This window comes from Marinomonas sp. ABL3_031, assembly GCF_056161265.1.
Window position 1 is genome coordinate 30,435 of the sequence record NZ_JBSWYU010000001.1, and the last position, 26,122, is coordinate 56,556.

At 41.4% G+C, this 26,122-nt stretch carries 33 protein-coding genes and 1 pseudogene; 22 read left to right on the forward strand and 12 right to left on the reverse strand.

From position 1 onward, the window contains the following. The first annotated feature begins 13 nt into the window (after nucleotides 1–13). The 5 genes from ACXAH2_RS00130 to ACXAH2_RS00150 all read left to right on the forward strand — a co-directional run bounded on the left by ACXAH2_RS00130 (nucleotide 14) and on the right by ACXAH2_RS00150 (nucleotide 5,805). Nucleotides 14–1,435, forward strand: a complete 1,422-nt coding sequence (locus tag ACXAH2_RS00130) for an FAD-dependent oxidoreductase (RefSeq protein ID WP_475075667.1) — start codon at nucleotides 14–16, stop codon at nucleotides 1,433–1,435. 142 nt (nucleotides 1,436–1,577) lie between these two features. Further along, complete coding sequence (locus ACXAH2_RS00135; RefSeq protein WP_475075669.1) at nucleotides 1,578–1,757, forward strand: DUF6435 family protein; 180 nt, start codon at nucleotides 1,578–1,580, stop codon at nucleotides 1,755–1,757. Nucleotides 1,758–2,004: 247 nt separating this feature from the next. Then, complete coding sequence (locus ACXAH2_RS00140; RefSeq protein ID WP_475075671.1) at nucleotides 2,005–3,159, forward strand: hypothetical protein; 1,155 nt, start codon at nucleotides 2,005–2,007, stop codon at nucleotides 3,157–3,159. Beyond that, nucleotides 3,156–3,665 carry a polysaccharide biosynthesis/export family protein gene (locus tag ACXAH2_RS00145; RefSeq protein WP_475075673.1) on the forward strand — a complete coding sequence of 170 codons (510 nt, stop codon included), beginning with the start codon at nucleotides 3,156–3,158 and terminating at the stop codon, nucleotides 3,663–3,665. The genes ACXAH2_RS00140 and ACXAH2_RS00145 overlap by 4 nt, the downstream gene beginning before the upstream one ends. A 1-nt stretch (nucleotide 3,666) precedes the next feature. Further along, nucleotides 3,667–5,805, forward strand: coding sequence for a GumC family protein (locus tag ACXAH2_RS00150; protein ID WP_475075675.1), 2,139 nt, complete (start codon nucleotides 3,667–3,669; stop codon nucleotides 5,803–5,805). A 27-nt stretch (nucleotides 5,806–5,832) separates the two neighbouring features. Here the strand turns inward: ACXAH2_RS00150 and ACXAH2_RS00155 are convergent, their stop codons facing one another. Then, a complete protein-coding gene (locus tag ACXAH2_RS00155) occupies nucleotides 5,833–7,401 on the reverse strand; it encodes a cation:proton antiporter domain-containing protein (protein ID WP_475075677.1) in 1,569 nt (522 codons plus the stop codon). Between the two features lie 261 nt (nucleotides 7,402–7,662). Between ACXAH2_RS00155 and ACXAH2_RS00160 the strand changes: the two genes are divergently transcribed. From ACXAH2_RS00160 to ACXAH2_RS00225, 14 genes are all read left to right on the forward strand, one after another. Further along, on the forward strand, nucleotides 7,663–8,898 hold the full coding sequence (locus ACXAH2_RS00160) for a multidrug effflux MFS transporter (RefSeq protein ID WP_475075679.1): 1,236 nt from the start codon (nucleotides 7,663–7,665) through the stop codon (nucleotides 8,896–8,898). A 296-nt stretch (nucleotides 8,899–9,194) separates the two neighbouring features. After that, complete coding sequence (locus ACXAH2_RS00165; protein WP_475075681.1) at nucleotides 9,195–10,553, forward strand: amidohydrolase family protein; 1,359 nt, start codon at nucleotides 9,195–9,197, stop codon at nucleotides 10,551–10,553. A 140-nt stretch (nucleotides 10,554–10,693) separates the two neighbouring features. Further along, nucleotides 10,694–12,022, forward strand: a complete 1,329-nt coding sequence (locus tag ACXAH2_RS00170; RefSeq protein ID WP_475075682.1) for an MATE family efflux transporter — start codon at nucleotides 10,694–10,696, stop codon at nucleotides 12,020–12,022. 354 nt (nucleotides 12,023–12,376) lie between these two features. After that, nucleotides 12,377–12,580, forward strand: coding sequence for a RebB family R body protein (locus ACXAH2_RS00175; RefSeq protein WP_475075683.1), 204 nt, complete (start codon nucleotides 12,377–12,379; stop codon nucleotides 12,578–12,580). 234 nt (nucleotides 12,581–12,814) lie between these two features. Continuing rightward, nucleotides 12,815–13,075, forward strand: coding sequence for a RebB family R body protein (locus tag ACXAH2_RS00180; RefSeq protein ID WP_063333638.1), 261 nt, complete (start codon nucleotides 12,815–12,817; stop codon nucleotides 13,073–13,075). A gap of 47 nt (nucleotides 13,076–13,122) precedes the next feature. After that, nucleotides 13,123–13,383: a RebB family R body protein gene (locus ACXAH2_RS00185; protein ID WP_353666984.1), complete on the forward strand. Its 261-nt coding sequence runs from the start codon at nucleotides 13,123–13,125 to the stop codon at nucleotides 13,381–13,383. A gap of 37 nt (nucleotides 13,384–13,420) precedes the next feature. Next, on the forward strand, nucleotides 13,421–13,681 hold the full coding sequence (locus ACXAH2_RS00190; protein WP_475075685.1) for a RebB family R body protein: 261 nt from the start codon (nucleotides 13,421–13,423) through the stop codon (nucleotides 13,679–13,681). A gap of 90 nt (nucleotides 13,682–13,771) precedes the next feature. Continuing rightward, complete coding sequence (locus ACXAH2_RS00195) at nucleotides 13,772–14,056, forward strand: RebB family R body protein (RefSeq protein WP_353666986.1); 285 nt, start codon at nucleotides 13,772–13,774, stop codon at nucleotides 14,054–14,056. Between the two features lie 81 nt (nucleotides 14,057–14,137). Beyond that, nucleotides 14,138–14,431, forward strand: coding sequence for a hypothetical protein (locus ACXAH2_RS00200; protein ID WP_475075686.1), 294 nt, complete (start codon nucleotides 14,138–14,140; stop codon nucleotides 14,429–14,431). Nucleotides 14,432–14,517: 86 nt separating this feature from the next. After that, nucleotides 14,518–14,952 carry a RebB family R body protein gene (locus tag ACXAH2_RS00205; RefSeq protein ID WP_475075688.1) on the forward strand — a complete coding sequence of 145 codons (435 nt, stop codon included), beginning with the start codon at nucleotides 14,518–14,520 and terminating at the stop codon, nucleotides 14,950–14,952. Next, nucleotides 14,924–15,187, forward strand: a complete 264-nt coding sequence (locus tag ACXAH2_RS00210) for a hypothetical protein (RefSeq protein ID WP_475075690.1) — start codon at nucleotides 14,924–14,926, stop codon at nucleotides 15,185–15,187. Before ACXAH2_RS00205 ends, ACXAH2_RS00210 begins: the two co-directional genes overlap by 29 nt. A gap of 8 nt (nucleotides 15,188–15,195) precedes the next feature. Further along, entirely contained in the window at nucleotides 15,196–15,465 is a 270-nt protein-coding gene (locus ACXAH2_RS00215) for a RebB family R body protein (RefSeq protein WP_475075692.1), read from the forward strand. A gap of 82 nt (nucleotides 15,466–15,547) precedes the next feature. Next, a complete protein-coding gene (locus ACXAH2_RS00220) occupies nucleotides 15,548–15,736 on the forward strand; it encodes a RebB family R body protein (RefSeq protein ID WP_353666991.1) in 189 nt (62 codons plus the stop codon). 13 nt (nucleotides 15,737–15,749) lie between these two features. Next, nucleotides 15,750–16,019: a hypothetical protein gene (locus ACXAH2_RS00225; RefSeq protein ID WP_475075694.1), complete on the forward strand. Its 270-nt coding sequence runs from the start codon at nucleotides 15,750–15,752 to the stop codon at nucleotides 16,017–16,019. Between the two features lie 300 nt (nucleotides 16,020–16,319). Here the strand turns inward: ACXAH2_RS00225 and ACXAH2_RS00230 are convergent, their stop codons facing one another. Further along, nucleotides 16,320–17,660, reverse strand: a complete 1,341-nt coding sequence (locus ACXAH2_RS00230; protein WP_475075696.1) for a hypothetical protein — start codon at nucleotides 17,658–17,660, stop codon at nucleotides 16,320–16,322. A gap of 226 nt (nucleotides 17,661–17,886) precedes the next feature. Between ACXAH2_RS00230 and ACXAH2_RS00235 the strand changes: the two are divergent. After that, nucleotides 17,887–18,056 (forward strand): annotated as a pseudogene (locus ACXAH2_RS00235) (IS3 family transposase); the annotation flags it as partial. 159 nt (nucleotides 18,057–18,215) lie between these two features. Here ACXAH2_RS00235 and ACXAH2_RS00240 read toward each other — a convergent pair. Then, a complete protein-coding gene (locus tag ACXAH2_RS00240) occupies nucleotides 18,216–18,755 on the reverse strand; it encodes an isochorismatase family protein (protein WP_475075698.1) in 540 nt (179 codons plus the stop codon). Further along, nucleotides 18,755–19,729: a DMT family transporter gene (locus ACXAH2_RS00245; protein ID WP_475075700.1), complete on the reverse strand. Its 975-nt coding sequence runs from the start codon at nucleotides 19,727–19,729 to the stop codon at nucleotides 18,755–18,757. The genes ACXAH2_RS00240 and ACXAH2_RS00245 overlap by 1 nt, the downstream gene beginning before the upstream one ends. 129 nt (nucleotides 19,730–19,858) lie before the next feature. Here ACXAH2_RS00245 and ACXAH2_RS00250 point away from each other — a divergent pair, with 129 nt between their 5' ends. Further along, on the forward strand, nucleotides 19,859–20,320 hold the full coding sequence (locus ACXAH2_RS00250) for an Lrp/AsnC family transcriptional regulator (RefSeq protein WP_475075702.1): 462 nt from the start codon (nucleotides 19,859–19,861) through the stop codon (nucleotides 20,318–20,320). A gap of 201 nt (nucleotides 20,321–20,521) precedes the next feature. Here the strand turns inward: ACXAH2_RS00250 and ACXAH2_RS00255 are convergent, their stop codons facing one another. The 6 genes from ACXAH2_RS00255 to ACXAH2_RS00280 form a co-directional block, all read right to left on the reverse strand. After that, nucleotides 20,522–20,902 carry a hypothetical protein gene (locus ACXAH2_RS00255; protein WP_475075704.1) on the reverse strand — a complete coding sequence of 127 codons (381 nt, stop codon included), beginning with the start codon at nucleotides 20,900–20,902 and terminating at the stop codon, nucleotides 20,522–20,524. Between the two features lie 148 nt (nucleotides 20,903–21,050). Then, nucleotides 21,051–21,644, reverse strand: coding sequence for a hypothetical protein (locus ACXAH2_RS00260; protein ID WP_475075706.1), 594 nt, complete (start codon nucleotides 21,642–21,644; stop codon nucleotides 21,051–21,053). Between the two features lie 84 nt (nucleotides 21,645–21,728). Then, the gene (locus ACXAH2_RS00265) at nucleotides 21,729–22,448 is read right to left on the reverse strand and encodes a hypothetical protein (RefSeq protein ID WP_475075707.1); all 720 of its coding nucleotides are present in this window, start codon (nucleotides 22,446–22,448) and stop codon (nucleotides 21,729–21,731) included. 98 nt (nucleotides 22,449–22,546) lie between these two features. Next, nucleotides 22,547–23,194: a hypothetical protein gene (locus tag ACXAH2_RS00270; RefSeq protein WP_475075709.1), complete on the reverse strand. Its 648-nt coding sequence runs from the start codon at nucleotides 23,192–23,194 to the stop codon at nucleotides 22,547–22,549. A 66-nt stretch (nucleotides 23,195–23,260) separates the two neighbouring features. Next, complete coding sequence (locus ACXAH2_RS00275) at nucleotides 23,261–23,560, reverse strand: hypothetical protein (RefSeq protein ID WP_475075711.1); 300 nt, start codon at nucleotides 23,558–23,560, stop codon at nucleotides 23,261–23,263. 21 nt (nucleotides 23,561–23,581) lie between these two features. Next, the gene (locus ACXAH2_RS00280; RefSeq protein WP_475075713.1) at nucleotides 23,582–24,007 is read right to left on the reverse strand and encodes a hypothetical protein; all 426 of its coding nucleotides are present in this window, start codon (nucleotides 24,005–24,007) and stop codon (nucleotides 23,582–23,584) included. Between the two features lie 133 nt (nucleotides 24,008–24,140). On the opposite strand from ACXAH2_RS00280, the gene ACXAH2_RS00285 reads away from it, so the two are divergent. Then, complete coding sequence (locus ACXAH2_RS00285) at nucleotides 24,141–24,392, forward strand: hypothetical protein (protein ID WP_475075715.1); 252 nt, start codon at nucleotides 24,141–24,143, stop codon at nucleotides 24,390–24,392. Here the strand turns inward: ACXAH2_RS00285 and ACXAH2_RS00290 are convergent. Both ACXAH2_RS00290 and ACXAH2_RS00295 read right to left on the reverse strand, forming a co-directional pair. Further along, a complete protein-coding gene (locus tag ACXAH2_RS00290; protein WP_475075717.1) occupies nucleotides 24,370–25,317 on the reverse strand; it encodes a hypothetical protein in 948 nt (315 codons plus the stop codon). The two genes, ACXAH2_RS00285 and ACXAH2_RS00290, sit on opposite strands and share 23 nt — an antisense overlap. 14 nt (nucleotides 25,318–25,331) lie before the next feature. Then, nucleotides 25,332–26,108, reverse strand: a complete 777-nt coding sequence (locus tag ACXAH2_RS00295; protein WP_475075719.1) for a lamin tail domain-containing protein — start codon at nucleotides 26,106–26,108, stop codon at nucleotides 25,332–25,334. Nucleotides 26,109–26,122: the final 14 nt, after the last annotated feature.

The window sequence follows — 26,122 nt, forward strand, 5'->3', positions numbered from 1 at the left end:
GAGATAGCAGCTTATGTCTGAGCGCTTGAACAATGCATTTCAATTCGTCGAAGTTGATCGTCAGGATCCAAAGAAAAAGCCTTTGATTACTCGTAAGGCTCAGTTCGTCGAAATTTATAAACCGTTTGAAGAGCCTAGTGCCAAAAATCAGGCTCACCGTTGTTTAGAATGCGGTAACCCATATTGTGAGTGGAAATGTCCGGTTCACAATTACATTCCGAACTGGTTGAAATTGGTTAGTGAAGGCAACATTTTGGAAGCCGCTGAGTTAAGTCACCAAACCAACTCTTTGCCCGAAGTATGTGGCCGAGTTTGCCCACAAGACCGTTTGTGTGAAGGGGCTTGTACCCTTGGTGAAGGCGGTTTTGGTGCCGTTACCATAGGCTCGGTAGAAAAATACATTACCGACACGGCGTTTGCCCTAGGCTGGCGTCCGGACATGTCTAAAGTGGTACCGGTAAACAAAACGGTTGCTATCGTTGGTGCCGGTCCTGCAGGTCTTGCTTGTGCGGACGTATTGGTGCGCAACGGTATCAAACCTGTGGTATTTGATAAATACCCAGAGATTGGTGGTTTGCTTACATTCGGTATTCCAGAATTCAAACTGGAAAAGAGTGTCATGACACGCCGTCGTGAAGTGTTTGAAGAAATGGGTGTGGAATTCGTACTGGGTACGTCTGTTGGTGATGATGTGCCGTTTGAACATGTTTTGGAAGAGTACGATGCGGTTTTCCTTGGCATGGGTACTTACAAATACATGAAAGGCGGCTTCCCAGGTGAAGATCTGCCAGGTGTTTACGATGCACTGGATTACCTAGTATCGAATGTTAATCACTGCTTGGATTTGGAAGAGGACGAAGCCGATTACATTAACCTAAAAGGCAAACAGGTTGTGGTTTTGGGTGGTGGTGATACTGCGATGGACTGTAATCGTACGGCGATCCGTCAAGGTGCTAAGAGTGTGACTTGTGCTTACCGTCGTGACCGTGAAAACATGCCTGGCTCGCGCAAAGAAGTGACTAACGCCAAAGAAGAAGGCGTGCAGTTCCTATTCAACCGTCAGCCCGTGGAAATCATCGGTGATGGTAAAGTCGAAGGCATCAAGGTAGTAGAGACCCAAATGGGTGAGCCGGATGAAAATGGTCGTCGTTCTGCGGAAGTGATCGAAGGCAGTGAGCAGATTATTCCTGCTGATATTGTTTTGGTCGCTTTTGGTTTCCAAGCTAGCCCAGCACCTTGGTTCGAAAAGTTTGGTATTGAAACGGATAGCCGTGGCCGTGTATTGGCGCCACATAACGGCGAGTTTATGTTCCAAACCACTAATGAAAAAATCTTTGCTGGTGGTGATATGGTACGTGGTTCAGATCTTGTGGTAACGGCTATCAATGAGGGTCGTAAAGCCGCAGAAGGCATCATGGACTACCTAGATGTATAACAGCTTAATGGGGCTGTCTGCGGTAGGCCTTTAGATGTTACCATCAATGCCAACTTAATTTGATTAAGTTGGCATTTTTTGTGGTGAACACATCTAAACACGCCAGTTTTGCGTACATGACTATTACTATAGGAGTAAAGTCATGTTCAGTTTCTTAAAAGCGGATCCGCAGAAAAAACTCAATAAAGATTATGATTTATTACTAGAAAAGGCCATGCAAGCACAACGCAACGGTGATATTCGCTTGTATGCTGAATTAACCGCAGAAGCGGAGGTGGTAAAGGCTCGGTTAGAGGAAATGGTTTCCTTGTCGACTAAGTAATTTTTGAGTATCAACAAAAGATATGATCAAGAACAAAAAAGCCAGTCTACAGTAGACTGGCTTTTTTTATTTAAATTAGTGAGTTACTTTTCATGCATGGAGATTGTAAGAATTAATCTATTTATGAGCTTAGCGATAAAAAAAACATGACAATTAAAAATAAAATACAAAGTTATTGTATATTTTTGTAAATATACTGTATCTTTTAGTATCTTATGAAACCATTAGATAGGATTAAGTACTAACCATGATTCAAAAGCTGAAATGCTTGTGCTTGGTGCTCACATGGAGTTTTACATCTGCTTTAGCACAGGGCGTGGAAGTGGAAGATTTGGGCTATCAATTGGGAGGTACACAAATTTCGGCAGGTTTGGCTGTGGGAGAGAGGTCGTTCTCGTATCAGCCATCGTATTTATATTATCAATCGAATATAGGAATAGAGAGCGCCCTGACAAGTGGTCGATATATATTACAAGGTCGTTATGATTTTAATGTATATCATCCTGAACAGAGGGATGATGAGACGCAAGATCATCTACTGACATTAAGTTCAGCATGGCGACCAATACCCTCTTCGACAATATCACTTGCAATTAACTTAAATGACAAAGAAGAGGAGCGAGGCACAGGTTTAACATCGGACCTTATTAATATCGACAACTCGCTTAGTTCCTATCGTCAGCAAGGTATGGATGCCAATTTTAACTTCAATCGAATTGCTGAAAGGAGTCCTATTTTAAGTATTTCTTATAATAAAGATATTAAAAAATATGATCAAAAAACAAATTTAGCATTAAATGCAAATTTTGAAAATGAGTCTGTCAATATTAGTTCTGGCTATCGATGGTCAGACAAAAAAATATTTTATACTGTTGAAAAAAGAAGAGAGTTCTATCCCAATGCTCTAAGCAAAAACTCAACTAATTATATTTCGTCATTGGGTTTCGGCTTGCCTTTGACTTTAATAACAGATCTATCTTTAGCGTTTGGTAAAGAAAATAAAGAATTTGATAGAGATGAAGAAGAACAAAAGACGACATATTGGTCTGGAGCAATTAACTGGAAGCCATATGCAAATAATACAATTTCGATACAGAGTATTAATCAGCAGAACCCATTAACAAAAGAAAATCAAACGCTCAATGAAGAAAATGAATTTTCAATATTGTGGAAATATGAAAGAAGCTCTGTTTATAGTATTTTGGTTAGACTCTCAGATAAGAAATCTATTGTTGTTATAGATGAAAAAGAAAGCAATGAAGAATCTATGTCGCTTAAAATTGATAATAATTATAAGGGTTTTATATTTTCCTTTTTATATGAGAGAGAAGAAGATGTAAATTCAGAAAAATATTGGAGTATGGGTCTATCTGTATCATATAGATTTTCGGGGGTTATATGAGTAAAAAAATACTCTTTTTATTGATGCTTTTTTGGTCCTGTATTGCTGTGTCACAAGATGATTACGTTCTGAAGGCAGGCGATACAATCAAAATACATGTTTTTAATGAAGAAGAATTAAATTTAGAAACCAAAGTGGATTTATCTGGCACAATTAATTTTCCTTTTGTCGGAGAAGTGGAAATAGCAAATAAAACCAGTAAAGAAGTAGAAAAAATAATAAAATTAAAACTAAAAGATGGATACTTAGTGAACCCTGAAGTGAATGTCTCCATTTTAGAGTATCGACCTTTTTACATTAATGGACAAGTTAAGCAACCAGGTGGTTTTTCGTATCGCCCTAATATGAAGGTTTCTATGGCGATTGCCCTTGCGGGTGGCCTTACTGACAGTGCTTCTCGATCCGATTGGTTTATAAAAAGATCATCAGAGAAAAAAGAAAAGGTAACAGGTGAAAGTTATATCTACCCTGGCGATATATTAATTATAGAAAGAAGTTTTTTTTAATATGAAAGATCAAGTTGTACATGAAGATGAAATAGATTTATTGGAAGTTTTTTCAATTATTTTGAATAAAAAATTGATTTTTCTAATTGTCTTTTTGTTTTCAGTCTTGTCTTCCATTTATGTTTTTTATACATCGAAAGATACTTATACATCGGAAGTTAATATTCAAGTGAATCTAAATTATAAAGGTGCTGTCTCTATTCTTGATCAGTTTTCCTTGGGTTCTGGTGCTTCAAATAGCTATGGCTCAGAAATTGAGCTTATAAAATCGAGAAATTTACTCTCGAATGTCGTAGATGTTATTGATTCTAAAGTTCTGGATGAATATGTCGAGAGTGAAATTCCCTATTATATTGATGTTTTTTTGAGTAAAATAGATAGTGTTTTATTAAAAATAAAAAGCTATCTTTCTTTTTCTGGTAATGAAGAAAGTTCAGCTATAGAGAAAAGACTTGCAACGATTAAAAAAATACAAGGTATGCTCTCTGTTAATTATGATGCTGCTAGTAATTCGTTGAAAATATCGATTACATCAAATAAACCAGAAGTATCAAAAAATATAGTGAATGCAATTGCCTCCGAGTATATCAGTTATAAAGACAAAGAGGTTGCAATACGTAATAAAGAAACGGTTTCTTGGCTTTCAGGAGAAATTGAGGGTATTAAAAAGGATATTGTGAAATCTGAAAGTGAATTAAAAGAACTCTCTGGTGATGAAGATTCTCCTGATATTAGTATTATGATGAACTTAAAAGAGGATGAGTTAAATAATCTATCGTCAAAAATAAATGATTTAGAAGAACGATTGGCAATTGAGAATATCTACATTAGCAAATTAGATGGAGTTGACGATCCAAATGTTATCTTGGAGTCTCCTCTTATTAATTCTAATTCTGAAATTGAAAGAACAAGAAGCGCTATTTCTTCTGCAGAAGCTCAATTACTAGAAACCAGTCTGAAATATGGTGCTAAACATCCTAGAAACATTGCCGCTAAAGAAAACTTAGATAATTTAATTTCTCGGCTATATCATCAAGTAAAAAACCAGCTATCCATTAAGCAATCCATTTATGAAGTTGAAAAGAAAAAGCTGTCTTCTTTGTATGACGAATTCGATTTAATTAAAATTGAATTAAACTCTCTTGGTCAGTCTGAAGATGCTTATATGGAGAAATTGCGAGAAGTTGAAACTTATAGAAGCTTATATGATATAACGTTAAGACGTCTTCAAGATAGCCAAAGTGTTAGTAATATTAAAAATGAGGTTGCTAAGGTTTTAGATTATGCATTATTGATAGATGTTGTGAATAATGACGTGCGTTATAAGAAAGCCTTTCTTTTTATTTTTTTAGGTTCTATTTTAGGTCTGTTTATTAGCCTTTTTTTTGGTGTGTTGGATCAAAAAATTTACACTAAGAGAACACTTGAGCTTCTTACGGGAATCCCTAACTTAATAAATTTGCCAAAAACGACTTTTAATAGAAGTAAAAATAATCACTTTGGTTATTCAAAAAACAAGGCTTACATTGAGTCTATATACCGATTAAGAACTCAGTTGCGTAGCATACATAAAGAGAAAAAAGTAATAACAATCGCTTCAGCCAAAGCGAGAGAAGGAAAATCTACAGTATCTTTACACTTAGCAAAAGCGCTTTCAGAGTTAGAAAAAACACTAGTCATAGATATCGATTTTAGACGCCAATCCATTGCTAAATATTTAAATATACCGAGTAATCGTTCTGGTTTATCAAACATTATTGCAAAAAAATCAAAAGTATCAGATGCAATAACGCAAAATCATGATGAAGGATTCGATGTTATGGGGGCGGGTACGTATTTGGATAAACCAAATGATCTATTGTCTTCTCATATGATGGAAAAAATACTGGATTACCTAAAAGATTATTACGATAGAATTATCATTGAAGCACCTCCCATTCAACTATTTTCAGATGCAGAAAGTGTTGCTAAGTTTTCTGACGGATTGGTTTTTATCGTTAAGTCTGGTAATACTAAAAAGAGAGATGTTTCTGAAACCATTGAACAGCTAAAAATGATTGAAGTTAACTTAATAGGCAGTATTTTAAATCAAGCTAAAATGCCATCTCGCAGGAAAAGCTATATTGATTATGTTAAATAGGTAGTAAAAATGTCTGAAATTTAGGGTTTATTTGTATTGTATCAAGCCCAAACTCTCTTCTGCGAACCCTGTCCCTGCTTCGGTATAAAAGTTGAAAACATTGTCTATGCCTGCAGTGAGTAATTCCTCACGTTCATCTTGATAACGAGCAATGGCGGCAATTTGTCCTTGATAATTTGCTTTACGCAGTTGAATAGCAATATTGGTGCTGTCTTCTGCAATTGGTAACGCCAACATGATGAGCTGAATGTTTGAGGTGTCCAGTCGCTCCCACAAATCCGCATCTTCACCATCGCCATAAAATACATTGTCATTATTGTCTTGCATTTTTTTGATGCGACTGCGATCTGCATCCATGCCTGCAACGCCATTACCTACTAAATTTTTCAAAGATTCAAAGGCACCGCGGCCAACTCGACCTAAGCCGACGACTAAAATCCTCGCATCTTGGGGCTGACTGAAAATATCTGCAGGTAAACAATCAGGGTTTTCATATCGACGAATAGAATCTTTGTTAGTTTGATAGAGACGATGAGATTGTCGATATAGAATACTGGTTATTACGAATGAGAATGACACAGCAAGGGCTAAAATGACGAGCCATTCTTTGTTCAGCCAGCCATTAGAGACACTGAGTGCGACCACGATTAAGCCAAATTCGCTGTAGTTGGATAAAATCAGTGATGATAAGAACGATGTACGGGCGCGCAGCTTTAGTTTAGTTAATAAGCCAAAAAACAAAACAAACTTCACAAATAGTACAAAGGTAATAATTAAACTGATGCCTATCATTGCCAAGTCAGGCAAGGCGGTAAAACCAATAGATAAGAAAAAGCCGATTAGGAACAAATCTTTAAAATTCATTAATGACTTATTCATTTCCGATGCTTTGCTATGAGAAGCAAGCAGAATACCTACAATTAGAGCACCTAAGTCGCCTTTTACTCCAACTAAATCAAACAGTTGATAGCCGCCTAATGCTAAGAATAAGCCCGTTAAGGGGAGCATTTCTCCGTGTCCGGCTTGATCTAATATTTTATTGATCAAAGGACGAACGATGAATAAAGCAAACAAGCCTAGTGCCCAAATAGAAGGTATCTTGCCTGTCGCCGCTACAAGGAAAATCACCGCCACTATGTCTTGCATGACCAAGATGCCTAAGGCCAATTGACCATGACGGGTTTTAAGTTCACCGCTTTCTTCTAGTAGTTTCATCACGCAAACGGTGCTGGAAAAACTCAACCCAAAGCCGATAAGCGCAGCGGTTTTTAAGTCCAGTGCACCAAAGAAGGGTAAGCTTAACAAACTAATCAGCAAGGCCAAGCCAGCAAAAAGAATCGTCCAAACACTCATATGACTAAGTGTTGATGCCCAAACTTCACGTTTGAGTAAATCTTTCACATGCAGTTTTAGGCCTATGCTGAATAACATCAAGGTAATGCCAATATTGGCCAGAGACTCGAGTATGTTGCTGGGTTGAATGCCGAGATAATTGAGGAGGAAGCCCGCGAACAGAAAGCCAATAAGAGGTGGCAGGTTGGCGAGTTTAACTGCTAGACCACACATAAACGCAAATAAAATCCAAATGAATTCCATACTTTCCTTCTATTTACCTCTAATGGACGAGCTGACGAAAGGGGAATTTAATGATACGAGATTTACTGCACTCGCGCAGCTTTGAAAGAGCATGTTTTTTGTAGCCTTTCGTGTTTTAGAAATTTTGCTTTTGTTACTTCATGACGAGTACACTTCTATGTCCTTTATTAAGCGCATGACGAATGGACTCCCCACTTTGCTTTAGTGATTTATATTGCACGTTACCAATTTGAACTTTATTGATATGGATACACTTTACCTATGTCGCATTCTGACACTGCTCATCTTACTCAGATAAAACGCCTTCCAGAACGAGAATTCATTATCTTGTTTGCCCTCATGATGTCGTTAACGGCACTGACCACGGATGCCATGTTGCCAGCGTTTGCTTTTATCGCCAAAGATTTGGTCATTGATAATTACCAGCATACGCAGTGGATTATCTCGGCGATGATTTTGGGCATGGTGTTTGGTGAAATTACCTTTGGGCCATTGTCGGATGCAATCGGTCGAAAAAAAAGTATTGGCATAGGAATTGGGATTTATCTTATCGGTACATTAGTGGCGTTGCTCTCGTCTTCGTTGGAAATTTTATTGATTGGGCGCTTAATACAAGGTTTTGGTGTATCGGCTCCGAAAATCGCCTCTCGAGCTATGATTCGTGATTTGTACAAGGGTGCGGCCATGGCACGCATTATGTCTTTTATTATGATGATTTTTTTGTTGGTGCCGTTACTGGCTCCAGCGATTGGTCAGTTGGTGATGAAACTCGGGAGCTGGCGATGGATATTTGCCATGTTGTTGATGCAATCTTTAATTGCATTGGCTTGGTTATATTGGCGCCAGCCAGAAACCTTACCAATTGATCGTCGTATTCCTTTGCATTGGCGTAATTTGTTAAGGGACGCACGAGACATTTTGAGTCATAAAGACGTTGTGGCCTTTACCATATTACTGGGTTGTATCTTTGGCAGCTTGATGCTTTATATCAGTACGGCGCAATCCATTTTTCAAGACATTTATGGTGTTGGGGAAGCATTTCCTTTGTACTTTGCCATGATGGCGATTGGCTCTAGTGTGATGAATTTCTTTAATGGAAAGATTGTGTTACATGTTGGTATGAAAGCTTGTGTGTATTTTGCTTTAATCTTAATGGTTTGCCTGTCATTTACTCTTTCCTGGGTGGTTTTAGCTTATGATGGTGTGCCGCCTTTTGTGTATTTTATGGGCATTTGTATGGCGATGTTTTCTTGTCTTGGCATGGTGTTTGGTAATGTGAATGCCATGGCAATGGAACCACTAGGGCGAACCGCAGGCTTAGGCGCCGCTATGATTTCATCTTTGTCGAGCTTTGTTGCGATAGTCTTGTCGGCATCAATAGGGCAGTTTTATCACAATACTCTTACGCCTTTTGCGACAGGCTTCTTTCTATTATCTGTTGTTAGTGTAGGCTTAATGTTTTTCGCCATACACTTTTCTTCTTTACAAAAAGGCTGACTTTTATCAGGGCTGTCTAGAGGTGATAACACACCTTGTAACCTAGTCCTAAGCTGTATTGCGGGACGTCATCTTGTCTTTTGGCTTGATGCCAATGCATTTAAATCATGTGTGGTACCTAATCAGTGTGATGAAATAGCGATGAGATATCTGTTGAGCTGAAAAATAAAAGAGTGAGTAGGTTTTTACTTTCAATACATTAATCACATCATAAGAAAAAGAGTAGAAGCGGTTCATGCTTCATGGCCCAGACATTGCTCTTTCCCCATTAGGAAGGAGTTAATATGGAGTGAGTTATGACTCAGTATTTTATTCATCAAGCAGAAGCCGTATTTGGTTTTGATAAGCCGGTATCCATTCAAATTAAAGACGGCATGATAGCCGACATAGGTGAAAACTTAGTGGCAAGAGATCAAGAGGTGGTCATCGATGCCAGTCAGTGCGTAATCTACCCTGGTTTTGTCAATACTCACCATCATTTGGCGCAATCCATATTAAAAGGCATTCCAGCTGGTTTGAATCAAGGGTTAGGAGAATGGTTGGCCAGTGTGCCATATCAATTTTGGCCGCATATCACACCAGAGCACATGTATTTAGCGGCTAAATTGGGACTGTTTGAGCAATTAAGGTCAGGTGTGACCACTTGTGCCGACCATCATTATTTATATCATGCGGCGACCACTCCTGAGTTAGAAGAGGCGGTATGGCAGGCAGCGCAAGATCTTGGCGTACGCTTTGTACTCTGTCGTGGTGGTGCAACCGCTCAAGGTAGCCATAAAGGTTTGAAATCCAGTGCGATTCAGCCTGAGTCCTTATCTCAGGCCTTGATGCGCATGGAAAATTCTTATCAGCAGTATCACGATGACCACCCTCACAGTATGAAACGTTTGGTGGTGGCGCCAACTAGCTTGGTGCACACTTCGCCCGCGAAGGACTTAAGAGCCTTTGCTGAATGGGCCAAAGCCCGTGGTTTAAAACGTCATTCGCATTTATTGGAAGTTGGCTTTGATGAGCAAATGGCTCAGCAAAAATTTGCCATGAGGGCGATCGATTACGCCGCGCATTGTGATTGGCTAGGTGAAGATGTTTGGTTTGCTCATCTGGTAAAAGCAGATGAATATGCCATTCAACGCCTAGCGCAAACTGGTACTAGCATTGCTCATTGTCCTACATCAAATTGTCGGCTTGGTAGTGGCATTGCGCCAGCCATTGCCATGGAACAAGCGGGGATGAAAATTACACTGGGTGTGGACGGTTCAGCATCTAGCGAAAATGCTTCTATGCTGCAAGAATTAAACTTGGCTTGGTTGATACATAGATCCCAGCATGGCCCAGAAGCGACTAGGATAGAGCAGGTGATTCGCTGGGGAAGTGAAAATGGTGCAGACTTACTTGGTTTAAAAACAGGTCAATTAGCGCAAGGGTACGCTGCTGACTTGGTCATTTATTCGTTGGATGCCCCCCGTTATGTTGGTGTTCACAGTCGATTACAAGCGCCAGTTTTGTGCGCAGAGCCCGCTAAGATCGCCTACAGTTTCGTTAACGGTAAACTAGTGGTAGAGCAAGGTAAGGTCGCAGCTGTAGAGGAAACCAGCTTAATGCAAGAGGTTAGCAAAGCTTGTGAAGACTTGATCAGTAGAGCGACAACACAGTAGGTAAACTTGTTACTGATTGAAGGTGCACGTGACGAGAGATTTAACCGATATCTTCACAATTGCGGATGGGCTTCTGCCAAATTGTCGCAGAAAAAGCGTTATAATGTAGCGTTCATTATTGTTTGAGTGCCGTTTCTCTTATGTCAGTATCTTCCGCTTCTTCTCTTGGTCGCGAACTCTTTAAAATGACTTGGCCCATGTTGTTCGGTGTTTTGTCTTTGATGAGCTTTCAGCTGGTAGACAGTGCCTTCATTGGTCAATTGGGGGTTTTACCTTTGGCGGTACAGGGCTTTACCTTACCGATTCAAATGTTGGTCATTGGTTTACAGGTGGGCCTTGGCATCGCTACTACAGCGATTATTTCGCGAGCGTTGGGAGCACAAAATACTCATTATGCTAAGCAGTTGGGTGGCTTGGTATTGATGATTGGTGGTTTGGGGATTGCTGCGTTCAGTGTGCTGATCTGGCTGATGCGAGGCGCTATTTTGTCCCTGTTAAGCGCGCCTGATACGGTTTATGCCATGGTTGATGACTATTGGCCACATTGGTTGTTAAGTGCTTGGATTGGAGCTTTACTGTATTTCTTCTACAGTATTTGTCGGGCCAATGGTAATACTATTTTACCGGGCATCATGATGATAGTAACCAGTGTGTTAAATGCCTTGTTGGATCCGCTTTTTATTTTCACCTTAGACATGGGATTGAATGGAGCCGCCATTGCTACTAGTGTGTCATTTGGTTTGGGCGTGTTGGTCGTCGCACCGAAAGTAGCCAGTAAACATTGGTTTTCATTTGATTGGAAAAGCTTGGAACTGACCAAAAGTCTGGCGGATATTGGCCATATCATGGGGCCTGCTATGGTGAGTCAATTATTGCCACCAGTGTCGTCTATGTTAGCTACTAAGCTAATCGCCAGTTTTGGTACGGCAGCGGTCGCTTCTTGGGCATTGGGTTCACGCTTTGAATTTTTTGCTATTGTCTCTATATTGGCCTTGACCATGTCCATGCCACCAATGGTTGGACGTTTACTTGGCGCACGTCGGATAGAAGACATTCGTACTGTGGTGTCAATTGCTTGTCGATACATAATATTATTCCAATTACTGGTTGCTTTGGTGACCTTTTTATTCGCAGACCCATTGGCGCGCCTGATGACCAGTGAACAAGAAGTGACCCGTATTTTGACTTGGCATTTATTGATCGTTCCTGTCAGTCTTGGTGCCCTAGGCATCTGTATGCTGGTGGTTTCCGTGTGTAATGCCCTTGGAAAATCCTATACCGCTCTCGTTATTTCCGCCTTACGCTTGTTTGCTTTTTTCTTACCTTGTTTGTGGATCGGCTCTGAACTGGCTGGCATCAAGGGGATTTTTATCGGTGTCTTGGTTGGTAACCTTTTAGCTGGACTGTGTTCGTGGCGTATATACCAGAAAGCCCTACAAAAGGTTACTGCAGCACAAACAGAAGCTTAATATTTCCTTATGTGGCAAGAGAGTGTCTTATACCGCACTCTCTCCATCGTCGTCTAGGGTAATTCACTTCCATCACTTCCTTTTTCTTTCTTTTTTATTCTCATTCTTCGTTTTCAATTGTTTTGATTGAGTGAAAACACCGCATGAAAAAGGCGTTTTACGGGGAATGAATGTGTTCCTCTTCTTAACATCAATCCTTTCTATGGCTTTGCTCTAGCTATTCTTTTTTTAACATTGAAAATGGCCGGAAAATGACATGAGAAACAACGGATTGTCGGTGTATTCGCCCCAGTTTTTGAAAAATAGGCAAGCTAAACTGAGTGAGCATTAGATTTTAAAAAAGAGGACATCTCGATGCCAGTTGATATCGAAAAATTGTTAACCCAATGGTCGCCTGTTAGTTCACGTGACATGTATTTGAATATGGTAGCGGATTCATTAGCAAAAGCATCACAAAATGCTGCTCATACCCAGCAACAAATACAAACCATCACTGTGACCAATACCGCATTAGGTTCTGGGTTGATTTATGCGATTGCGGCTCAAGGCTCGAAGTAATAATGGCCAAAACAATAAGCTAATGAGTCATCTAACTAACAAACAATGTGACTCAAGGTGTCTATGCCGCTAGCGAATCGCTTTGACCATCGAGTGATGGAGAAGGGTATGAGACATCAACTGACTCATGATGATGGGTACTGTGATTTAGGTGTCAATCATCATATTGAGGAGAGCTAATAGCCTATTAGCTTGTAGAAATACCATTTAAATCAACGGAAAAGGAGTAATACCATGCCAGTAAATGAACAAGTCACAGATTCAGTCACGCAGGTCAACACCAAAGTGGTCGGTGAAACGCCGGCGATGGCGATGGGCAACCTACTGATGTCAACCAGCCAAGCGTTGAGTAATGCGGCACATAATGCCACAGCGGCTCAACAACAGGCACAAATCACTATGCAAGCGGCCACAGTTCAAGGTGTGAATTCACTGATGGCAATAGGTTCTGCAGTGATAGGTCGTGGTGCTGAGGGCATTATTGAGAAAGGCTAAATCTTGCCAAGACTACAGAAGATTAGAAAAAAGAAAGGAGTTAAACCATGCCAGTAAATGAGCAAATAACCGACTCGGTCACTCAGGTGAATACCAAAGTAGTGGGTGAAACGCCAGCCATGGCAATGGGAAATTTATTGTTGTCTACCAGCCAAGCCTTAGGGACAGCAGCTCATAACGCAACAGCGGCTCAGCAACAAGCTCAGATCACGATGCAAGCGGCCACCGTTCAAGGAGTCAATTCGCTTACGGCTATTGGCTCTGCTGTATTGGGACGAGGTGCAGAAGGCATTATTGAAAAAGGCTAGTAGCGAGTGAACATAATTCAATATAAGGAACGAAATCATGCCAGTAAATGAACAAGTCACAGACTCAGTTACGCAGGTCAACACCAAAGTGGTCGGTGAAACACCCGCCATGGCGATGGGTAATATGTTGATGTCAACCAGTCAAGCGTTAGGTACAACGGCGCACAATAGTACGGGAGCACAACAACAGGCGCAAATCACTATGCAAGCGTCAACGGTGCAAGGAGTCAATTCTCTTATGTCTATCGGTTCTTCGGTGATAGGTCGAAGTGCGGAAGGCATTATTGAACCTGGTTAGCGGGCTAATCTGAAATAGGGAAAGAAAATGTGACAGCGCATTTTCTTTAACCATTTGTAAGCAAGTAAACATAAAAGAAGGAATGAAATTATGCCAGTAAATGAACAAATTACCGATTCAGTGACTCAAGTCAATACCAAGGTAGTGGGTGAAACACCGGCCATGGCAATGGGCAATATGTTGATGTCTACCAGTCAGGCATTAGGTACGGCAGCTCATAACGGCACCAGTGCACAGCAGCAGGCGCAAATTACGATGCAAGCGGCCACGGTACAAGGTGTGAACTCCTTGATGTCGATTGGTAGTTCCGTTATCGGTCGCAGTGCAGAAAGCATTATTGAGCCAGATGCCGCGCCTGAAGCAGAAGCTTCTTAAGGTTTGTCTACCTAACGTCATAAGACAACACCCTGGTCAGTGATTTACTGGACAGGGCGTTCTTTCAATAAGGAGAAGACGATGAAAAGTGTGAGTACCCCTCCTGATCCGGATACCTCCGCATTTCATGCGGCTACCCAATCGGTGGCGCAATCCACTGCCATGGCATTGGCGGATGCAACGGATAACTTAAGGAACTTAAATACCCTGAGCACAACGGCCATTGGTACGGCATTAAGTCAGTTATTGGAAACGGGGGACAGTAAGTACCTTGATGTGATTGAGCAGGCACAAAAAATTGTTGTGAATGGCACAGAAAATTTTGGCGCAGTGGGCGAAAAAATAGCGACTGTACTTTATGAAAGTTCGCCTTAAGAGGCTCTTTATCGCCCAAGTGATCGATACTAGCAAGTTTAACCTTTATTCATAAAAATCGTGGCTTAAATGGCTAAGGAGTGAAGATGGAACCTCAGGATATACGCTATGAAAATGAGTTTGAGCAAGAAGTGCCCGCGAAAGCGGTTCAGGAGTTCAACACATTACAGACTTTTTCCGTTCAGCCAACCAGTCTGTTGGAAACCACGTTAACAGATACATTGGGTTTATCAATGCACAATGCGGTGACCAATCAACAACAATCACAGATGACCACAGCGGCATCTATTACCAATGCATGTGCACGCTTGTTAAAGACTCATTCAGTGATTAGCAAACCAAAGCAAAAAGCAGATGATAAGGTGCCAACCACTGAAGATCCTATTAAGGAGTCAACCGATGAGACTCAGGCCCCTCCCCCTGAGGATCCACCTTCAAAGAAAAAAGCCTTGAATGTAAAAGGTTTTCTAAAGGGTAAGAAAGGAACAGAAGATGAACAAACCCAGCCAAATGAAATTTGATCTGGATGCCCAGCTTGAACAAATTGATACCTTTACTAAGCAGCAACATCTCGAAGTAGAGAATCTGATCTCCAGCACACAGGAAAAACTGTCTAAAGCTGAGTCAGAGAGCGCGGTAAACAAGGTGGAAAAAGAAGTCAGTCAAATACTCAGTAGCATTGAGTCGAAACTGGATGAAGAAATAACCAACATCAATCAGCAGCTACAAACCTTGCTGCCAGCAGAGAAAAAATAGAGGTTATTATGGCTAAGAAAGTGAATGAACAAATTACCGATTCGCTGACGCAAACCAATACCCAAGTGTTAGCGTCGACACCCGCAAGTGCTATGGGTAACCTATACACGGCAATGGGACTGGCTATGTCGAATCTGAGCAGCAATGCATCCAGCGCTCAGCAACAAGCGTCGATCGGTATGCAAGCAGCTACCGTACAAGGGGTGAACGCCATGACTGGCATTGGTGCTGCCGTACTGAGTCGTGCTTCCGAAGGCGTCGTGGAAAAAGACAGTTGAGTCGACTAGACACAAAAAGTCCTTTAGCAACAAAGTAGGGCTTTTTGTGGATGAATAGCAGCAATCTAATAGGGGAAGAAGCATGAGTGACGCTAACTCACAAGATTTGCAGCAAGTTAATCAGGTCATAGGTCAACTTACTGAATCCGCCATGTCGGATACCATGGGATTACAGATGCAAAATGCCGTGACCATTCAGCAAGGTATGCAAACCATCAGTAATGCAGCGACCTCGACCGCTTGTGCTCTTATTCTCAAAAAAGGTGGCTAATAAGTGACGCATCATGGCCAACGACAGCGCAACGGACAAGGCCAAACAATCGGTGGCACAATCCACTGCCATCGCGGTACAGGATGCCGCGGATAATCTACGTAATTTGAACACCATCAGTACGACGGCCATAGGTGTGGCCTTATCGGAGTTGTTGGCCACAGGGGATCCGAAATACATTGATGTGATAGAGCAAGCGCAAAAAGTCATGTCAAAAGGGACAGAAAACTTTGCCGAGCTCGGCACCAAAGCGGCGGAAGTGGCGAAGAAATTTAGTGAATGATTTTTATTGTTCAGTAAGGAGCTTAGTGCCAATTCAAATGAGCACTTTGGCGTTGATTTTTTGTTAGAAAGCCCATTGCTGATTGCCTCTTTCTTTACTTAGGGAAGGAGCGAACAAGTCTGACTACGGCAATGCGCCCTAATCCCCTACATCCATGTTAGGGGCAGCATGTGGATACGCTTATTTGAACTATTTCACACTACTCAATACATTATTAATTTCTGTCTTAGCTGGGGTTACTACTTCAGTGGCGATAGCAGTAACCACAATTATTAGAAAAAGACAAAATTATAGGTTCAATTATTCGAAATACGCCACTCCATGTACACTCATTGGAAGACGTAAACGTTTTCCGCTGTGTTCAATTCGAGGTGTATCCTCGTCCACTATATTAAATATCTCTATGCCTCCCATTTTTTCTGCCGGGGTTTTCTCGTGACGATATTCTCCTATCCCCAGAAACAATCTATTTCCTGAACGATCAAAACTCAGGCCCTGAGAATTATTGGCCTTGATTTCGACACTATTTAAAAATGATACCGTGCCGTTGCTGGGATTAATTCGAAATAACGAGACTGCCACCATTGGCTTATATAAAGGGTCACTTTCAGGTCGTGTCGATTGATGTATGTCAGCCGTAGCTAATAAGCCATTTCGGTTAATTGCAATAAATTCAGCATTCATGCCACCTTGAACGCCACCAATAACAATATGGCCCGGACGTGGGGAGTTCGTACTAGGGTCACCTAGCTTAATCGATGTTAATACCCCCAGGCTCGTTGTATGCCATAACCCAGGAACATCGAGCCCCCATTGTGCATCACTGGTAATAAAATATTTCCCATCAGGGGTAAACTCACCTGCCCAAGGAAACTTATTTGTTTGAACCGTCCCCCAAGGTGTCAACGAGACCTTACCCATTTCATCTTGAGCAAACTTAAAAAAGCTTACTTGAGAGCGAAAAGGCAACAACATTGCTACTACTTTTCCTGATGGATGCCAAATCCCCTGAAAAATACCATCCGCGCGCAAATCCGGTCTAGGTACCAGTTCTGGTTGAATGTCTATGGCCTCTCCAATCCCTGTTTTTGTAATAGGAATAAACAATGCATGACTTTCAGGCCTCGCTCCCACCACCATGGCCATTGTTCCGCTAGCATTTATTGTCACGCCTGTTGGTTGAAATCCCGTCTCTATTGATGCAATTAACTTTGGTTGCAAAGGGTTACTAATATCAAAGGCTCTGACATGATTACCACGCTGAAGCTCTGACAATTTGGTATCTGAAGGCTGTCTCGGTTCCCAAATTTCGATCACAAAAGCTATGTCGCCATCTGGGGTTATCGCGAGTGGATTTGCTGGTGCATTCATGCCATTTGATGCATTAATCGAACTTATAGAAGAAGCAGAGTCCTTAGATAAATCAAATACGGACAGGGTATCCAGATACGAACGAGGTTCAGCCAAATTACCTGTATAGTATGACTCGGCTTCCATATCAGCATCAGAAATGGCAACCAGATAACCTTTACCATGTGCGACCACGCTTGATATTTGAATGGCCAGCACCGCTATAAAAACACCTATCGGACGATATAAAAACGTCAAGTTTGTCATCGTTACTTCCTCATTTTTCTTCATGATTTTTGTCATAGAGAATAAAAGTTCAAAAAGTATTAGACGAACTTCTATTACTTATATTGATCACTCACCTTATTTGATTCACTGCAAAAATGTATAAAAAAACGACAGTGTTCCTTTTTAAAAGCACATTCTGTCCATGGGTTTTGCTTATTTTGTGATCTACTCGAACAATAATTGGGTTATTAAGTAGAACGTTTTATGATCAAATAATCGGGCGCAATCTATTAAAAAATCATGTTGTACTGAAAGCCAAATCATGGCGATTTTGAAGCAACACGAAGCAGGAGAGTCGATTCCTGACAAAGCCCGAGAACGCATCATCATTACCGCATCGATCAGTGGCGAGCGAAATACGGCGGTATGGATGCTCCAAAGGTGAAGTGTTTAAAAGAGTGAGAGACAGAAAACTTTGCCGAGCTCGGCACCAAAGCGGCGGAAGTGGCGAAGAAATTTAGCGAATGATTTTTGTTGTTCAGTAAGGAGCTTGGTACTAATTCAAGTCAGCACTTTGGCGTTGATTTTGTGTTAGAAAGCCCATTGCCGATCGCCTCTTTACTTAGTTAATTTGAGAATGTCTTTAAATTCAGGCGCTTTACTGTCAGCGACTAACTCATACAAACACATCTCCAAACTGCTGGTGGCAGCGCCGTAGGCGAGTAGCTTGGTAATGGCCAATTCTTTATTAAACAATGATCGAGAAGAAACGCAGTCAACCACCACTTCCACCTGGTAACCTAAGTCGAGCAGTTGCCTGGCGGTTTGGTACACGCAAATGTGAGTCTCAATGCCACATATTAACCAATTTTCGACCCCTGTTTGTTTGAGAGCGCGAATAAATTCTGAGGAACCGACTGCACTAAAGGTGTGTTTCTTAATGGGTTCAAGGGATGTCAATAAATTGACAATTTTAGCTTGAGTAGAGCCTATTTTATCAGGAGTTTGTTCTAACCACAGAATGGGTAAATTCAATAGCTTAGCACCTTGGATTAATTTGGCCGTTTGATCCATGAGAGCATCACTGTCGTGGACAATGTCTGCCAGCTTGCCTTGGATATCAACAACGATTAACCCTGTGTTTTGTTTGTTTAACATCATGATTCCTTAGTTGTTTGGTTACTGGCACTTTGCTCTTTTGAATCGCGTTTTTTTAATATCATTAAATAGCTCGAAATTGTCCAATTAAATTTCACCGCGCTGACAGCCAGTAAGATAAGAATTACCCCCAATATTTGTAGCTGGCTGATATGAGTCGCGAAAGCCAAATGATCTACTACCAAGGCTGTTATCGGATAAATGAAAGATAGCAAAGCAATTAAGCTGGTGGGCAGTTTTTGAAAGCTGTCGTACATGATGATGTACATAAAGCCAGTCAATACAGCTCCTAGTATCAGTAGGTCTAACCACTGGCTGGCTTGGGTTGGTAAGTTGTTGAAATCAGCAAATGGCAAGAGCATGAATATACCAACAATGACCTGTACTAACGCGACAAAGGCTGAGGGTATTTTGCTGACTTGTTTAGTAATCATGGTCGTCACTGTGTAGAGTATGGCCGCACCTAATGCGAGTAACAAACCAAATACAGCAGTTGGACTTGTTTCAGTTGATTCATCTTCGAAAAATTGACGCATGTCGTTCCAGTTAAGTTCTGTCATTAAAAATAAGCCAACAAACGCCAGTAGAAGCCAGAATATTAAGCCTATGGACAGTTTTTCTTTTGCTACTAATGTGCCCGCTAATACCAAAAAGAGTGGCTGCATGTGGTAGGCAACAGTTGCGATAGAGAAAGGTATATATTTGAATGATGCGAATAGAAAAACCCAATTTCCGACCAAGGTTATGCCCCCTAGTATGATCATCATCAGCACACTAGGTTGAAAAAAGTCACGACGAATCACGCCTGAAAAATAGGCAAATACGCCTAGCACAACGGCTGCAATGGCGCAGCGAAAAAACACCACATTCCAAAAATCTTGAGCTGAGTTAATGACAAAATAGCCAATGGTGCCAGACAGCATCATGGCGAGAATGAGCTCAAAGGAGCCGATATTAATGGCTGAGCCTTTCATGGTTTTCTCCTTGTATTGATGGCGATTGAAACGATACGCTAACGATAATAGATTAAAGTGTCAGCAAAGCTTTTGGCATATAGAAATGAAGGCAAATGAAAGCAATTACCGTATATATTAGAGGTAAAAATGCAAAATAGACTTGGAAATTATCAAATTCATTTGGACGGTACGGATGTCAAGCTGATTAAGCTTCTATATGACAATGCCAGAATGCCCATTGCCGAACTCGCCCGTACTGTCGGTATGACGGCTCCGAGTGTAAATGAACGTTTAAAACGACTGGAAGAGAATGGTGTCATTTCGGGGTATCGCATTGACATTAACCCTGCAGTGTTAGGCTATCGCCTGATGGCCATTGTGCGTATTCGTCAGCACCCTGGCAAAGTGAAACAACTGGAAAGCCTAATTGAGTCCATCGCAGAATTTGTTGAATGCGATAAGGTAACGGGAGACGACTGTTATATTGCTCGTTTGTATTTACAAGATATCAGCGATCTTGATCCTATTCTTGATCGTGTTTCAGAAATAGCGGATACCAATACCGCTATTGTAAAATCTACGCCGGTAAAGCGGCGATTATTGCTTTGAGTCTCTACCTTTCAAAGAGCTAAGTAAATACTTATTGCGCAGAAGTAAGTCTGACGTAATGCTCGGGGAAATAGGGATAAAAAATAGAACAACTAAAGTCCATCATTGTCAGACTTAGCTGTTCTACTCTTTGCCAACCATCAAGCTCATTTTCCGAGGCTTTTCTCTTATTTGATCAAGCAGGCTAGATCTTGTCTGATCTTAGCTCCAACTAAATCCAGCCAAGGCAAAGTCATGAACTTTGACATTACCACCAAGCTTTTCTAACTTAGTTTGGTGACCGTTCACATAACTATATAAACTATCAAGTATCGATTTGGAGTTATCTTCATTCATAAATTCACTTAGGGTGCTGGTTGGCTTCCATTTTCTATCTTGCTTGTTTCCATCAAGGTAAACACCTCTACCATCAGTTATACCGGGAGCACTATGTTGATTCATAGGATTTAGATGTTTGGAAATAATTGCGACTAATTGAGCCTGTTTTTTGTACTGAGCGAGTGCCTCACCAGTAACGACTAGAGGGTTCACTTCACTATCTAAGTTGGAGTCTGTTCCATTATAAAAGACACGCAGGTTCATTGTTTTTTCCTACCTGTGGGAGTGATGAAATTACAATATCTTCTCGCTGAATTAAGGACTTGGAGAGTGAGAGGATAAAAGCGGTTTAATGAATGGTCTAAGATAATAATTTTGGATTAAAAGAAGAAAAACCGGCTGGCATTAGTTGCTAAACTAATGCCAATAAAAACCTTTCTTCCCCGCCTTTTTTCATCTGACACAGACGTGATATTTGACCGCTGCCGGCTTGACCGCTGTCTAACACATAAGCGCATTCTTTGTGGTTATCCAATGGTTGGAAATGTTGCAATTCTTCACCACTGAAGCGTCCCCATAAACCAATGAAAAGCAGGATGTTGTCATTCGATAAAACGGAACGTAATGCATTGATGCGCTTAACATCTTCGTAGAGTTTATTGCGTTCTTTTATGCTCGCCAGTTCCTCTTGACGGAGGGTATGAAATTCAAACCAATAGGTTGAATCAGAAGTGACGAGTTTTAAGTCGGCTTTTGACGCGGCTCTTTTTTCACAAGGGGCCACTTGTTGGGTCTTTAGGTTATATTTGTAATACTCTTCTGCTTGCTGATAGGAGCAGACGTATTGGCATTCTTGGCTGTTAATAATGCGACTTAGTGGCAGGCTCAGTTCAAGAGTCATCCAGTAACGGCTCAATGTTTTGCTTTGCGGTAAAGAGATGATCTGGTTAGCCTGATCAAAATTATACTGCGCCGCGATTTGGGCAAGTAAGCTGTGTTGTATCATGGCAAGTCTCCAGATCCATTAGGCCAATTATACAAATGAAATGCGACCATGAGATCGCATCATCTTGTGGTGTCCATGTCTTCATCATGATTGATCTGGTCCGGTCAAAGCCAAGGTTTTGTCCTTGGTACCATTGCTTTGTTGAATGGCTTTGACAAATTGGTTAATGGCGTTTTCGGCATGACCTTTGTCGACGTTTTCTTGATTAATGTAGGGGTCGAGTTCGGTGCGAATGTGGCCACCGGTTAGGGCATCTTTCTCTCTTTGTACTACGATGGCATGGACAGCCTGACAAAAGGCAAAAGCATCGGTTTTACTGTAAATTCGGTGTTGTTTTCCTGTGTTACCGGTATCTGGATAACGTGGCGCGGCATAAGACACTAGGTAAGGCTGGGTTTTTGGATCGTTACCGACCATTTCTTCACAAGAAAAAAGGACAAAGTCGGTGGATTTGCAGTTGTCCATGACGTTATTGCAGATGGGGGCGTTAGCCTCTATGCCTAGATTATAATCACAGAAAAATACATCAACTCCCTTAATAAGAGAGCCCATCATGGTGTCGAAGGCAGACTGGACATCCTCAGGTAGATCATGATCTTCAGCTAGCTTGTTAAACTCTGAAGATGTCACGATAAAAGAGTTACGCCAGCTTGCCAGTAATTCCGTGCCATTAGAATTATCACGATTTTTGTAAGCAACTTTATAGCCACTGTCGAATACATCTTCGACATTTGGTTGATCTGAAAGGCAGGCAAAAATCCGCCCGTCGGACGCTTCACATAATCGAAAAATGAGTTGACTCATGGTGATCTCCTGTTGAGTGGTGATATTGCATTGAGAGTTGAAGAATAAGTTGTTCTGTATTGATAGACTCGGTGGAACCTTTTAATCACGCGGTGAGATTAATGCTTTGATGCCAGCATACATGACGGAATATTGGATAAGTTTTGTAGGCTAGGACTGATGATCTTGGAAGAGGCAGAAATAGGGGAAGGTGTGTTGCTTGCGCTCGGATCTATCGGTAAGAATGTCTCGTTGTTGGGTGTGTGTGTTGCTTTGTCCAGAAAGGTTGTCGTGGCGCTTTCGTCGTCATTATCGCCATCTTCCGTATTTTCATCTTCTGGCTTGTCTGGTGCTTGATGACAGTCTGTTTGTTCCTCTGTTTCAGGAGAAGAGCCCTCTGCTGGCTGGTTTTTTGGGGGAATGGTTGCCGAGTTGCGATGATCCAGTACTGTCGTGTCGATAGAGCTTCTAGTAAAGGCATCTTGCGGTAAATCCGGGAGTTGCATGCATAAGTTATTGATAAATTGTTGATAAGGATTGCAGGTAAGATCAAAATGCGCCAAAGGTGTCGCGGTATTTGTTGTAATCCTTTGTAGAGTGGATTCTGGTGTTTCAATGTTTTGAGATGGCGATTCGTTTGTCTGTAAACCAGGCTGAGTCGACTGGGTTGGTTGGGCTTTTTTTACCCGCTTTTTGAGGATTTTGGGACGCCGAATGAATCGAAAACCATAGCGAATTCGGACCAGACGACGTTTTGGTTGTTTCATGTGAGTTTCCTTTATAGAGCGAGACAAGTTGAGTACTTGTCTCATTGTGATGTATTGGCACCTTCCTCAAAGCAGGCCTTTGCTTAGAGATTGAATGGCATCATTGACCAGTTTTTGAACTTCCGCTTTGGCAGTAATTTGTTTAGTCAGCATCTCAGCTTCCAATATGTCTTTTTCTCTTTCTAGCTCCATGTCCAGCTCTTCTTGGGAAATAATGCCTTCTTGCTTGGCTTGTAATAAAGCACTTAGCGAGTCCTGTTGTTTTGTTAGGCTGCTGGTCAAAGCGTCACCTAGGGTGTTTTTCAATGGTGAGTCTTCTACTTGATCTAAGGTTTGTTTAACAATTTTGCTAAAAATTTGATTCATGTTCAGGTCTCCTATTGGCGGTTATTGTTTGGCCATTTCCCCTTCAATCAGGCTATTCATTAGCCGTCGGTATTGGTCCATTCTGCGTTGAATAATGAAGTCTGAGATGGCGTTGTTTTTCTTATGTGCGGCAATGTCCTGTTGCCACAGGGAAGTGAGTGTTTTGCTTTGGGTTAAGGTTTCGTTATTTTTTTCGCGTAGTGCCTGACGACGTTCTAGGCTACGAATTTGCACTTCAATATCGATATAACGAGCTGAGACGTTGGAGTAAGTTCGTTCTGACTCTGGTAAAGACTGTAAAATCAAATAAAAACGATCAATGTCTTTATCAATGTTCTCCATTTGTTCTAGGGTTCTTGAATCAAAGGGGGCGACGAGTTGGATAGAACAACTGATTAATATTATGGCGCTGAGTAGTAAACAGGAGAGAGTGAGTCGCTTTTTCATGAGAGTCCCTTAGTTGATCAATGATGCTGATATTGTGATCTCATTTAGCTGCAAAGACTCAGGCTTTTAGATGCATTTGTTTGCCCAAGATATTCTCTTTCTAAATGGCATGGTGGGGGTTTTGGGAGGTGCTATGAGTGACTTGATAAAAGGGTTAAAGGCGGTGGAAAGCGCACTAAAAGCAAAACCAAAAGGTCAAGCTCCCAAGTTAACACCGGAACAATTTCAACAGTTAGGTAAAGTGAAAATAACCTTACAGTTAGTGTTATTGGGGATTAAGACACCGATGGATTTGCAAAAAGAGACGGCTAAGATGCTAACAAAATTGGCTAAGACCTTTATTGAAGAGGCCAGTCAAAAAGCTAACGTGAAGCAGGAGGAGTAACAGGACGAGGACCGGGTGGTGCAATGTTGGTTTGCTTACGAAGATTATCGATGAGTTTATCCAGCAGTGAAAATAATACTTCGATGCTGTATCCGGATAGAAAGGCCAGAGCCATAGGAGAGAGTGCCATCTCGCCCACATCGGGTTTAAGGAACCAGCCAGTAATCATGCCAGCAAGACACCCTAAAGTTAACCGTAAGCGATAGCCAATTTCTCGACTGGCCGTGTAAGTGAGGCTTCTTACTTGTTGTAAAAGAGTGCGTAAGACAAAGATCAAAGCACCTAACAATCCATAGATTAAGGGCAGTAAATAACTTTGTAGCATTTGAATAAAAGACTGAGCCGCAATCATATTGGCTGAAAACTTGATGCCTAAATGTTGTTGCTCTAATGGCACATCCAAATGAATCTCCTGACCGAACATCCATACAAGATTCCATTTTTTCAGCAATTGGTAGTTGGCTTCAATATGGTCTGGTAACGGATGGGTGATGGGTTGCGGAAAGGTTTTTAAGTCTTCAAGCAGGGTATAACCAAACAGGTAAAACATTTGCACCATGAGTAAGAAGAGCAAGGTAAAAACCGTGTAATAGCGATACAAAGTGATGGTTTTTGATGCTGTTGGTCTGGTTTGTTTGCCATTTTTAATGATGGGCACTACCGCTTTAATACTTTCAATGGTAACAGGGTAGATCTGACGTGCGAGACGGTCATAACATTGGATTAAGTAGATTTCATCACCTATCGACCAATTATTGTTTGCAATTTTTGTGCTGACGGCGGTGATGCCCTTGGCAATTTCTGGGCTGATGGTGAGATTGCCGTGACGGGCGACATAATGCAAAAGACAACGACCATCTTCAGCGAGTCTAATCAGTTCCTTTTGGGCGCTGGAAGAGGCTTTTATTGTCTCGTCGTTCGTCACTGGCAATGGCTCCTTTAGTAAAGATACTCTGAAACACTTTCGTGTTGATAATCCAGCAACTTGCAGCCCCCGCCAGAATTGTTCCAAATGGCTTGAGGGCTATCAAAACTGAATTCGTTGGCTTTTAAGTCGAATTTATTGGTATAGACTTTAAGCGAAGTAAACGCATCAAGCTTGGTGTGTTTAGGAAACTGGAAGAATCGGTCGTTGGTGATGGCTTCTAAACGCCAACCATCCAGCATGACATCGCTGTCGGATAGATTGCTGATTTCAACAAATTCGTCGCCTTCACTGCGGAATTCTTTGCCATCATAATTCATATGACTAATGACGACTTTATCATGAGCACTTTTGCCATAAGCTAGACTACAGAGAATGTTGTTTTGAGCATCGTATAGGGTGCCTAAATCGCCCTGATTGTTCCAGATCGGGCGTTTATAACGAAAACTGTAACTGTGGTTACCCGATGTCATGAGTTTGAGTTTGTCATAGGGAAATAAAACGCTATTTTCAGGAAAAGTGAACACTTGTTTGGGCGAACCCGCTTGTAAGCGCCAGCCAGTTAAGTTGATCTGCAGGCCTCCGCGGTTGCGAATGGTGACGCATTCGTCTAGCGGATCGGAAGGGTTGTCGTATTCTATCTTGTCGATTACGACCTGATTAAAGGCTTGAAGTTTGTTTAACTTATCCCAGAGCTCATCCGCTTCCTGACGACTCATTGGCGGACAATCTGCAATGCTTTTCAGCATCTTGGTGATGGCGTTTTGCAAGCGATTATTAAAATAGGACATATTGATTTCCTTAT